This is a genomic window from Desulforhopalus sp., assembly GCA_030247675.1.
Lineage (GTDB): Bacteria > Desulfobacterota > Desulfobulbia > Desulfobulbales > Desulfocapsaceae > Desulforhopalus_A.
The window spans coordinates 155,844-166,351 of record JAOTRX010000011.1 but is presented as its reverse complement, the minus strand read 5'-3'; the positions used below and the strand labels follow the sequence as shown (position 1 = coordinate 166,351).

The following is a 10,508-nucleotide window of genomic DNA, read 5'->3' as shown; positions in this document are numbered from 1 at the left end:
GGCGAACTCCGATGGAAACCCTTGTGGATGGAAAGACAGTATGGCAGGATAAAAACTTGAACTGAATTTGATCTGACAGACACCTGCAAAAAACTGGTAACTGTCAGATCAAGTCGTAACTACTACACATGAGAAGCGTTTCTCCGTGCTATCTCAGATCACTTCTCATTTGCAATGCCAACGTCTATAGTCTACACTGTCATTCTGAACCTCAAGAAACCCTCTCTGCTATAGTATCTTTAGTTAACCTCCCTGGACCGCATGAATCTCTTTGAAAAAGTATATTCCGTCCTAGCTATGACCTTTGCAGTTGGTTTGATCCTTGCTCTAATTCTCCTCCCCCAACTCCGTCAGATAAATTACCTCCTTCCAATAAGCTTCATAGGTTTCACCTTGAACATAGGCCTCATGTTCATTGTTTTAAGAGACATTTTTCTCCGCTCTTTTGAGAGTCAAACCATAAAATTCCTTTGGATCACCGCCGTGCTAATCCTTTGGCCTTCCATTGCCTATTACCTCTTTCAGCACGGAATGAAACCACGCTCCGCATAAGTATCCCTGGCAACAAACGTCGCCAACTTGGGCAAATGAGCGAATTTCCACAAGCCTATTCTTTCCCTTCTTGACATTGATATCAATACACAGTATTTTTCTTCTCTTTTGAATTTCTAATTACCGAATTTAGTGAGCTTCCCACGATGAAAAATTCGTTATTTTGCTGTTGATGCAAAAAAACAGATAAAGATCAAAGGGAAAACCCATATTGGGTGACAGCGAACTCTACTGACATATTATGTTTGAGAATTTATCCGATAGACTAGAAGGGGTTTTTAAAAAACTCCGTGGCCAAAGCAAGCTTACCGAAGAGAATATCGGCGAGGCATTGCATGAGGTGCGCAGTGCCCTTCTGGAAGCAGATGTCAACTTTAAAGTAGCGAAAGACTTCGTTGCCAATGTCACCGCCAAAGCCATCGGTCGCGATGTCTCAAAAAGCTTGTCCCCGGGCCAGCAGGTCATAAAGGTCGTTCACGAAGAACTCGTCGATCTCCTAGGTGGTACAGCCCAACAAATCAAACTCGACGGCAGACAGCCTGTAGTGGTTATGATGGCTGGCTTGCAAGGATCTGGCAAAACCACTACGGCCGGCAAACTTGCCAAACTGCTCCAGGAGAAAGGCCGCCGCCCCTACCTGGTTCCAGCTGATATCTATCGCCCAGCCGCCATTGAGCAACTGCAGGTACTTGGTGAACGCATTAACGTGCCGGTCCATCCATCTGCCCTTAATGTAAAGCCAGTTGACATCTGCCGCCAGGCATTGAACGAAGCTGGGCTCCGTGGCTACGACACATTGATCATTGACACCGCCGGCCGATTACATGTCGACGAGACTCTTATGATCGAATTGCGAGAAATCCGCTCTGCAATTCCTCTTACCGAGATCCTTTTCGTGGCTGACGCCATGACCGGCCAAGATGCAGTAACCGTAGCTGACAAATTCAATACCGATCTTGAGTTTACCGGAGTCATTCTCACCAAAATGGAAGGTGATGCCCGGGGTGGCGCTGCCCTATCCATAAAGTCCATAACCGGAAAGCCAATTAAATTTGTTGGCATCGGTGAAGGACTCGATGACATTGAGGTATTTCATCCAGAACGGGTTGCCTCGCGTATCCTTGGCATGGGTGATATTCTCACCCTGATTGAAAAAGCCGAAGCGGTGGTCGACAAAGAAGAAGCCGACAAAATCGCCAAAAAACTCAGAAAAAATCAATTCACCCTGGAAGATTTTCTTGAGCAGATCCAGCAGATTAAAAAGATGGGTTCTCTCGAAAAAATTCTTGATATGGTCCCGGGTATAAACAAGCTCCGTCAGCTCAAAGACGTCCCAAAGCCTGACCAGAAAGAACTCGTTAAAACGGAGGCTATAATTCGCTCCATGACCCGCCAGGAGCGAAAAAATCATCAGATTATCAACACCAGCAGAAGAATGCGCATCGCGGCAGGCTCCGGCACTGCCATCGGTGACGTCAACAGAGTGCTGAAAAGCTATTCGGAAATGCTGAAAATGATGAAGAAAATAAGTGGCAAGCCCGGAGCAATTTCCGGTATAAAGCGTAGAAAACTGCCGAAAGGCATGAAGAAAAAATAGGGTCTCTACCCGGAAACGGCAAAGAGCCCAGTACCATAACCCCATACAATCAACCGGAGGACTTACCGGAATGGCAGTACGTATTCGATTAACCAGACTTGGCAAAAAGAAAAAACCTTTTTATCGCATCATCGTTGCCAACAGCGAGACCAAACGTGACGGAAAATTCCTTGATATCGTTGGAACGTATGATCCGTGCAAGGAACCGGCAGCAATTACCTTTGATAACACCAAGCTGCAAGAATGGCTCGGCAAGGGAGCACTTCCAACTGTAACTGTAAAAAGCCTGATCAAGAAAGCATCAACGACTGCTGCCTAGTGATGGAAGAGCTTATTTCTGTTATTGCAAGGTCCCTAGTCGATCAACCAGATGCTGTGAAGGTCGCCAGCAAAGTTGAAGAAGACTCCGTGACCATCGAGTTAGGCGTTGCCCCCGAAGATTTAGGGAAGGTTATCGGTAAGCAGGGACGAACTGCCAGGGCGTTGCGCTCTCTTTTGTCTGCTGCCGCGGCAAAGGCCGACAAAAGATGCCGGCTTGAGATAATTGAATAAGCGATGGTTGATGTGGTTGCGGATTTTTCGTATCCCGATGACGAGTATCTGTTGCTGGGCAAAGTTGTTAAGGCGCACGGACTGCGTGGAGAAGTAAAAATCTTCCTGTTCTCCGGTCAGCCCGAGAACCTCAAAGGTTACCGGGAAATAGTCCTCGCCGGCAAAAATGGCAGGCTCTCTGCTCCCCATGTAATTCTGAGGAGCAGAGCCCAAGGCAAAGCTGCGGTTGTCCAGCTGGCATCCATTGCCAATCGGGTGCAAGCGGAACAAATCGAGGGCGATGCTGTACTTCTGGCGAGAAAACACCTGCCGGCAGTCGGTGACAACGAATACTACTGGCATAACTATCAGGATAAATTGGTTGTTGGCCTCGAGGGTAATACAATTGGCCGGGTTACGCATATTTTCACCAACGGCGCGCAAGATGTTCTGGTGGTAAAAACGGCTGGAGAAGAGCTCCTTATACCAATCACCAAAGGCATATTGGTTGGCGAAACGGCGGAAAAGCTGATTGTTGATCTTCCGCCAGGCCTCATGGAACTCAATAGCAACTCTGCCGGTTGAAGGGAAGTGGCGTCCCCGAATGATTTTTGATATTTTAACGATTTTCCCAGACCTCTTCGATTCGCCTCTCAATGAGGGTATCCTTCGAAGAGCTCGGTTAAAAGGACAAATCGCCACCAACATTGTCAATATACGGGATTTTGCCGACGATCCCCAGGCTATGACTGACGACCGGCCTTTCGGCGGTGGCGAAGGCATGGTGATGAAACCCGAGCCTTTGGCGAAAGCAGTAAGGAGTAGACGCGAGCAGGGTCACTCTACAGCGAGGGTCATTTTGCTGACCCCTCAGGGGCGACAATACGACCAGAAGATTGCCGCCGAGTTGGCAAATGAGAAGCATCTCGTCTTAGTATGTGGTCGTTACGAGGGCGTTGATGAACGGTTTCGTGCCGGTTATATTGATGATGAAATCTCCATTGGCGATTTCATCCTTACCGGAGGCGAACTGGCGGCCATGGTGATTATTGATTCGGTGACCAGATTGTTACCGGGTGTTCTGGGGTGCACAGACTCAGCCGAGAAAGACACCTTTAGTCGAAGATTACTCAAACATCCGCAGTACACCAGGCCGCGGATATTTGAGGAACAGGCTGTACCTGATGAGTTATTAACCGGCTACCACGAGAAAATCGAAGCATACCGGTTTATTGCATCTGTCCTCCGGACGATTGAAAGGCGGCCGGATTTAATAAAATTGGAGACGTTCAGTACCAAAGAAATCAAGCTGCTTCGTCAGCACGATCTCTATGAAAAAATAAGGATACTCCAGCAGATACCCCCGGAACGATGACCTATCAGGGCGAAACTACACTGAACATTGCCCTTGTACATCATCCTGTGGTGAATAAAAGGGCGGAGATAATTGGCTCGGCGGTTACCAATCTGGATATTCACGACATTGCCAGATCTGCCCGGACCTATGGGGTAGCCAGGTATTTTTTGGCAACTCCCTACGAGGACCAGCAGCTGCTAGTCAGAGAGTTGCTCGCTCACTGGGAGACCGGACACGGGGCCACATACAATCCGGCTCGAAAAGAGGCACTCAGCATAGTCTGTCTTGTTGACTCTTTGACGTCTGCAATCAATGAGTTGACACAAAAATACGGTAAACGGCCGATGCTGGTCACAACCAGCGCATTGTTACGGGAAACGACCGTTGGTTATAATGAAGTAGCACAAAAGATTAAAAGCAAAGAACCGGTGCTACTAATATTTGGCACAGCCCATGGGCTTGCCCAGGAAATTATTGATTTATCTGATGTAACACTGCCCCCTATCAAGGGTGGCACGAATTATAATCATCTTTCGGTTCGCTCTGCCGTCTCAATCATCCTTGACAGGCTGCTCGGAACCTAAGAAAATTGGCAAAGAACTATTTCAACTACGGGATTTTATCCTAAACATACTTCAACTAATAGAAGACGTTATGAGCACAATACTTGAAAGAATCAATTTAGAGCAGATGCGGCAGGACCTCCCTGATTTCCGTCCCGGCGATACCGTGAAAGTACATATCCGGATCGTAGAGGGTAACAAAGAACGGATTCAGGTCTTCCAGGGTGTGGTAACCAAGCGTAAGCATGGCACCATGAATGCCAGTTACACCGTGCGGAAGATTTCCCATGGTGTTGGTGTTGAGAAGACTTTCTCTCTGCATAATCCCCGGATTGAAAAGATCGAACTGCTGACAAAAGGCAGGGTCCGTCGTGCTCGTCTCTACTACCTCCGCAATCTCACAGGAAAAGCGGCGCGTATCCGCGAGCGTGGTCTGCCACGATAAGGTTTTCGTGTAGCAATCCATACCATCACTGACATACTGCCTTACAGGTCGATGTCCGTGATGGTTGGTCTTTTGCATTTCTAATATATGGCGATGCAAGAAAGCCTTTCAGGTTGTCACACTGGCAAAGACAACTTCAGTCTCGAGCGGCACTTATACGCCAGAGGGTTACGCTGTGTTGCCGGTTGCGACGAAGCAGGGCGTGGCCCTCTCGCCGGTCCTGTTGTTGCTGCGGCGGTGGTATTGCCGTCAGACTGCAATCATGCGGTTTTTCTCGACTCAAAAGTCCTCAAGCACCAAAAAAGACTCGAACTTGAAAAACTGTTGTATGATCTAGGTTCAGCCATAGGTGTTGGCGTAGTTTCCGAGAGGCAAATCGATTGTATTAATATCCTTCAGGCATCACTCCTGGCCATGCAGCTGGCTGTGGAAAACTTGCCAACCCCACTGCCCGATTTCATTCTTGTCGACGGCAAGTTTACCATTCCTCTGTCGACACCTCAGAAAGCCCTCGTTAAGGGTGAATCGAAAAGCGCTTCCATCGCTGCTGCCAGCATTATCGCCAAGGTCACCCGGGACAGACTTATGGAAGACCTCCACCACAAATTCCCTGTCTACAATTTCATTCAGAACAAAGGCTATCCCACCCAGGAGCACCGCTTAGCTATATCCTCCCACGGACCTTGTCCAGCCCATCGCATGACCTTCAAGAGAGTCAGGGAGTATGTTAAATAGAGAACAAAATCTTGGGCAAAGTGGTGAGAATATCGCCGCCGAATTCCTCACTCAAAATGGCTATAAGATACTGGAAAGAAATTATCGATGTCTATATGGGGAAATAGATATAATCGCTAGGGCACAGGAAGTTTTAGTGTTTGTTGAAGTAAAGACAAGAACCAGCATAGCTTACGGCTCTCCCGCCAGTGCCATAACCCCCAGAAAGCAAAGACAAATTAGTAAAACTGCCCAGCATTATCTGGCTGCAAAAAATCTTTTTGACACCCCGGCCCGATTTGATGTTGTCTCTATTTGTATCGGCTTCAAGCAAAAGCCGGAAATTGAACTCCTCACCAACGCATTCGACCTTTACGAAGGATAATTCCATGTCTCATGGCAGGGTAGCATACCGCTGCCGAGGATAAAAATTGCGCTGGAATTGCAATCAGGCATTTGCTGTACCCATGAAAACGGAAATGAGCTCACCATGTAATTTGAAATTGAAGTTACCAAAGGGCCAACCCAAAAGTTATGAGGATGGCTTGCATAATAACTTTTTCACGGTACACTGATTCTTATGGTCACTATTGGAATTACCATGGGTTGCCCCGTCGGGATCGGCCCAGAAATCATCGTTCGCTACTTTGCCGAGAATGCCCAGCCTGCGGGATTCCAGCCGGTGGTTATCGGCGATAGAGGTGTTCTCACCCGTGTAGCTAATCAGCTTGGACTACCGTCACATTTTGTGGCCTGGCAACCCGAGAATCCACTGCCAACCTGGGGCATCCCGGTCATCCAAGTTGCCGATCTTGCTGCCAATGACCTCGTCTGGGGTTGCCCCACTCTTGCCACCGGTCATGCCATGGCAGGCTATATCGAACACGCCGTTGCACTGGCTCAACAGGGTATCCTTCAAGGCATAGCCACCTGCCCCATTTCCAAGTTTTCGCTGCAAAATGCCGGCTATTGCTTTCCCGGGCATACCGAGATGCTCGCCAGCCTGACCAAAACCTCCAACTACGCCATGATGATGGCCGGTAAGCGGCTGAAGGTCACCCTGGTTACCATCCATCGCCCTTTAAGGGATGTGGCCGCAGATCTTACCATCGACACAATTCAAAGATTAATTCGTATAACCCACTCGGCTCTTATGACCGACTTCGCTATTAGTCAACCACGAATTGCCGTTGCCGGTCTCAATCCCCACGCCGGTGAAGGTGGGATCTTTGGTGATGAAGAGACGCTGCTTATTGCGCCTGCCATCGCCCTCAGCAAAAGGGAGGGTGTCAATGTCAACGGCCCATTTCCTCCAGATACGGTGTTTTTCAAGGCCTCGGCCGGAAATTTTGATGCGGTGGTCGCCATGTACCACGACCAGGGCCTTATTCCCTTTAAAATGCTGCACTTTGAGGATGGGGTAAATGTAACCCTCGGCCTGCCTATTGTCCGTACCTCCGTTGATCATGGCACAGCCTATGACATTGCCGGCAAGGGCCTGGCGCAACATGCCAGCCTCGCCGAAGCCATTCGCCTCGCCGCAACTATTGCCACTAACCGGGCAGCCTTGCCTGTATCTTGAGATAAAGATTATGATATCCAGCAAAGAACGCGGAAAACTGATCATTTTTGAGGGCATAGATGGGACTGGCAAAACCACCCAACGCGATCTCCTCGGCAACTATTTGCGCGACAAGGGATATCCGGTTGTGATCACCAAGGAACCTACCAACGGCCCGTTCGGCATGAAGATTCGCGACCTCTACAATCACAGAGACAGATACAGTCGTGAGGAAGAACTTGAGCTCTTCTTGGCTGATCGCCGGCAACATGTAAACGAGCTCCTCTTGCCCGGCCTTGAAGAGGGCAAGATTATTCTCTGCGATAGATACTACTTCTCTACCGCCGCCTATCAGGGAGCCCTGGGCCTTGATCCCGAATCGATCCTGGCCATGAACAGTTTTGCCCCTGAACCCGATCTTGTCCTGCTTTTCCAAATTGATCCGGCGGTGAGTCAGCAACGAATTGTCTCTGGCCGGGGCGACACCCCCAACAATTTTGAGCAACGGGAATTCCTGGAAAAGGTAGCCAGCATCTTTTCCTCCATTAAAAAGCCATATATCCGTCCAATTAATGCTTCGGAATCAAAGGAAATCATCCACCACCTCGTTGTTGGCTATGTAATGAAACTCTTTAAGCCCCAGATCTCCACCACCCTGGTCTGATCCAATGAGTGGAAAAAACTTCCTCCTTGCAATCTGCTGCTGTCTCCTTCTCGCGTCATGCACCGTTTACCAGAAGGTTGTCACAGTCATTAACGAACCGGCAAAAGAAGATCCGGACACCGATCTTGCCTGCTCCTACTTCTATTTCCTCTGGGGATCTCACGCTGAATTCACCGGGCGCTACCCAGAGGCCCTTGAAGCCTATGAAAAGGCCCTCATCTGTGATCCCGGGGTAGAGTATCTCAGAGACAAACTGCCGATACTTTTGCTAAAAATGGGTGAATTTGACAAGGCAGCCAGCACATTGCAACAGACCCTGGTCGAACACCCCGAAGCAAACAGCAACCGGCTTCTTCTTGCCAGCTTATACATTCAACAAGAAAAAATTTCAGATGCCATATCACTTTACAAACAGATACTTGAGCGTGACCCGGAAAACGAAAGTGTGTTTTTGCGTCTTGGCCTGCTCTACAGCCATTTGGAAGACTACCAGAAGGCAGAAGATCTCTTTCGGCAATTGCTGAAAAAAAATGGCAGCTTCTACTACGCCCGCCTGTCTTTGGCCCGCCTCCTGAAACAAACCGGGAAATCCCAAGAAGCCATCGAACAATACGAAAAATCGCTGGAACTCAATTGGTCGAGTGAACTGGCCTTCGAACTCGGTTTATACTATGCGTCCTTGAAAAAAAATGCCGATGCCCTGCGTGTGTACACCACCATCGGCGAAAACGATCCCTTTAATGAGCGAGCCGCACTCAGCCGGGTGCAGGCCTTGCTTGATATGGAGAAAAGTGGTGAAGCCCTGGAGGAACTGAAGAACATTCGTACCTTCAGCAGAAACCCAACGAATATCGACCTTATCACCAGCAAGGTTCTCCTGCGCCGGGAAGAGGATGAAAAAGCTAAAGAAATCCTTGAACGGCTGGCAGAGGAAGCGGATGATTCAGAGGCTCGCTATATGCTGGCGCTGCTTGCCTACCGTGATAAAGACTACCCCTTGGCGCGCAAACATCTCAGCCGTATTGCCGAAAACAGTCCTGATTTTGACGATGCAGTATATCTGCAAACTCGCATCTATCAGGAATCCGGAGAAAAAGACAAAGCCATCGCTCTTTTGAGAAAACATATCGCCAAGGAGTCCGGACGAAGGCCCCTCTTTTACGCCCTCCTCGCTTCGCTGTACCATGAAAACCAAGAAGACCACGCTGCCGTTTCCCTCCTCGAAGCAGCTGTGTCCATCTATCCCGACAACGCTCAGCTATTCTTCCAATACGCTCTAATCCTTGACAAGAAAGGCATGGAAGAACAGGCCATGAACAAAATGATGAAAGTCCTGGAACTGCAGCCGGATCACGCCGAGGCCTTGAATTTTATCGGCTATACCTGGGCCGATAAAAATATCCGCCTCAAGGAAGCCCTGGAATATATTACTAAGGCAGTGGCCCTGAAACCTGATAACGGCTACATCGTTGACAGCCTGGGTTGGGTATATTATCGCCTAGGCGATTTCCAGAGGGCAGTCAGTGAACTCAGCCGATCCATCGAACTGGAACCGAATGATCCAAACATATACGATCACCTCGGCGATGCGTACCGCTCCCTCGGCAACACAGGCAAAGCGCTTGAATACTACCAGAAGGCTTTAGGGATGTTTGAAGATGAAAACAAAAAAGCTGCAGTACAGGAGAAAATTGATGCCCTTGATAAACACTAAGATCCCAAGCATCCCGTTTTCCAGCCTCCTGCTATTTGCTGCTCTGATCCTCTCAGGATGTGCCGGCAAACCCTGGACAAGCCCCCTGGATGGTGACCAGTTCACCACCGCCAGTCAGTTGGTCGATTCTCTGTTGCAAGAACAGCAGGCCTGCGGCCCTGGTCTTGATGGCGACTTGGCCCTTTTCTACACAGATCCCCTCGAAAAACAGGCGCTGAGTGGCTACCTGCAGTTTTCATCCCCAGGATCCTACAAATTTGTCGTCGCCAACCCTTTTGGCCAAACCCTTGTGGCTATTGCCGGAGACCAGAAGTGGTATCAATATGTTAATGTCCCTGAGAGGAAATACTTGGCTGGCAGCATGCAGGCCTTTGGTGTACGCCACAGTCTGCCGAATGAATTCCTTAACGGGCAATGGGGGGAGTGGATCACTGGGAGAAATCTGCGGCCGAGTAATACCATCTCCGCTATCTACGAGGATAAGGATGCCAGGGGTTTGTGGATATCTTTTCGACACGGCAAGACGGAACCGGCGGGCATGAGCCACCTGCTTCTTGAACCTTCCAGCAAATTACCTCTTGCCCGCGTCCTGGAAAACAGCAACGGTAAAATCATTGCCAAGGTGACTTATGGTGACTGGATTACTCTAGGAGAATGTCACCAACCTCTGGAAATACACATCGAAGGCCTCGACTACGGAACCGATATCCGACTTAAGCTGTCAAATGTCCAACTAACCAATGAGGGAAAACAATTCTCCATTCCCGTACCGCCAGGATACACCCAACAGCTTTTTCCATAGTAATCCAG

At 49.0% G+C, this 10,508-nt stretch carries 13 protein-coding genes; all 13 read left to right on the top strand.

Annotation, left to right across the window (positions count from 1 at the left end; translation table 11 throughout):
• Positions 1-793: 793 nt before the first annotated feature.
• Positions 794-2,149: a signal recognition particle protein gene (ffh, locus tag OEL83_20085; GenBank protein ID MDK9709344.1), complete on the top strand. Its 1,356-nt coding sequence runs from the start codon at positions 794-796 to the stop codon at positions 2,147-2,149.
• Positions 2,150-2,219: 70 nt separating this feature from the next.
• On the top strand, positions 2,220-2,468 hold the full coding sequence (gene rpsP, locus OEL83_20080) for a 30S ribosomal protein S16 (protein MDK9709343.1): 249 nt from the start codon (positions 2,220-2,222) through the stop codon (positions 2,466-2,468).
• A gap of 2 nt (positions 2,469-2,470) precedes the next feature.
• Positions 2,471-2,701 (top strand): KH domain-containing protein, encoded by a 231-nt coding sequence (locus tag OEL83_20075; GenBank protein ID MDK9709342.1) that lies wholly within the window; start codon positions 2,471-2,473, stop codon positions 2,699-2,701.
• A gap of 3 nt (positions 2,702-2,704) precedes the next feature.
• Complete coding sequence (rimM, locus tag OEL83_20070) at positions 2,705-3,265, top strand: ribosome maturation factor RimM (protein ID MDK9709341.1); 561 nt, start codon at positions 2,705-2,707, stop codon at positions 3,263-3,265.
• Between the two features lie 19 nt (positions 3,266-3,284).
• Positions 3,285-4,055 carry a tRNA (guanosine(37)-N1)-methyltransferase TrmD gene (gene trmD, locus OEL83_20065; protein ID MDK9709340.1) on the top strand — a complete coding sequence of 257 codons (771 nt, stop codon included), beginning with the start codon at positions 3,285-3,287 and terminating at the stop codon, positions 4,053-4,055.
• Positions 4,052-4,621: an RNA methyltransferase gene (locus OEL83_20060; GenBank protein ID MDK9709339.1), complete on the top strand. Its 570-nt coding sequence runs from the start codon at positions 4,052-4,054 to the stop codon at positions 4,619-4,621. The genes trmD and OEL83_20060 overlap by 4 nt, the downstream gene beginning before the upstream one ends.
• A 70-nt stretch (positions 4,622-4,691) precedes the next feature.
• Positions 4,692-5,045, top strand: coding sequence for a 50S ribosomal protein L19 (gene rplS, locus OEL83_20055; GenBank protein ID MDK9709338.1), 354 nt, complete (start codon positions 4,692-4,694; stop codon positions 5,043-5,045).
• Between the two features lie 87 nt (positions 5,046-5,132).
• Entirely contained in the window at positions 5,133-5,780 is a 648-nt protein-coding gene (locus OEL83_20050; protein ID MDK9709337.1) for a ribonuclease HII, read from the top strand.
• Entirely contained in the window at positions 5,770-6,144 is a 375-nt protein-coding gene (locus OEL83_20045) for a YraN family protein (GenBank protein MDK9709336.1), read from the top strand. The genes OEL83_20050 and OEL83_20045 overlap by 11 nt, the downstream gene beginning before the upstream one ends.
• Before the next feature lie 216 nt (positions 6,145-6,360).
• Entirely contained in the window at positions 6,361-7,341 is a 981-nt protein-coding gene (pdxA, locus tag OEL83_20040; GenBank protein MDK9709335.1) for a 4-hydroxythreonine-4-phosphate dehydrogenase PdxA, read from the top strand.
• A 10-nt stretch (positions 7,342-7,351) separates the two neighbouring features.
• Positions 7,352-7,984, top strand: a complete 633-nt coding sequence (gene tmk / locus OEL83_20035) for a dTMP kinase (protein ID MDK9709334.1) — start codon at positions 7,352-7,354, stop codon at positions 7,982-7,984.
• Positions 7,985-7,988: 4 nt separating this feature from the next.
• Complete coding sequence (locus tag OEL83_20030; protein MDK9709333.1) at positions 7,989-9,698, top strand: tetratricopeptide repeat protein; 1,710 nt, start codon at positions 7,989-7,991, stop codon at positions 9,696-9,698.
• Positions 9,679-10,500 (top strand): hypothetical protein, encoded by an 822-nt coding sequence (locus OEL83_20025; protein ID MDK9709332.1) that lies wholly within the window; start codon positions 9,679-9,681, stop codon positions 10,498-10,500. The genes OEL83_20030 and OEL83_20025 overlap by 20 nt, the downstream gene beginning before the upstream one ends.
• Positions 10,501-10,508 lie beyond the last annotated feature (8 nt).

Coding starts and splice junctions, on each gene's coding strand:
- ffh (MDK9709344.1), top strand. CDS start 794: ATGTTTGAGAATTTATCCGATAGACTAGAAGGGGTTTTTAAAAAACTC.
- rpsP (MDK9709343.1), top strand. CDS start 2,220: ATGGCAGTACGTATTCGATTAACCAGACTTGGCAAAAAGAAAAAACCT.
- OEL83_20075 (MDK9709342.1), top strand. CDS start 2,471: ATGGAAGAGCTTATTTCTGTTATTGCAAGGTCCCTAGTCGATCAACCA.
- rimM (MDK9709341.1), top strand. CDS start 2,705: ATGGTTGATGTGGTTGCGGATTTTTCGTATCCCGATGACGAGTATCTG.
- trmD (MDK9709340.1), top strand. CDS start 3,285: ATGATTTTTGATATTTTAACGATTTTCCCAGACCTCTTCGATTCGCCT.
- OEL83_20060 (MDK9709339.1), top strand. CDS start 4,052: ATGACCTATCAGGGCGAAACTACACTGAACATTGCCCTTGTACATCAT.
- rplS (MDK9709338.1), top strand. CDS start 4,692: ATGAGCACAATACTTGAAAGAATCAATTTAGAGCAGATGCGGCAGGAC.
- OEL83_20050 (MDK9709337.1), top strand. CDS start 5,133: ATGGCGATGCAAGAAAGCCTTTCAGGTTGTCACACTGGCAAAGACAAC.
- OEL83_20045 (MDK9709336.1), top strand. CDS start 5,770: ATGTTAAATAGAGAACAAAATCTTGGGCAAAGTGGTGAGAATATCGCC.
- pdxA (MDK9709335.1), top strand. CDS start 6,361: ATGGGTTGCCCCGTCGGGATCGGCCCAGAAATCATCGTTCGCTACTTT.
- tmk (MDK9709334.1), top strand. CDS start 7,352: ATGATATCCAGCAAAGAACGCGGAAAACTGATCATTTTTGAGGGCATA.
- OEL83_20030 (MDK9709333.1), top strand. CDS start 7,989: ATGAGTGGAAAAAACTTCCTCCTTGCAATCTGCTGCTGTCTCCTTCTC.
- OEL83_20025 (MDK9709332.1), top strand. CDS start 9,679: ATGCCCTTGATAAACACTAAGATCCCAAGCATCCCGTTTTCCAGCCTC.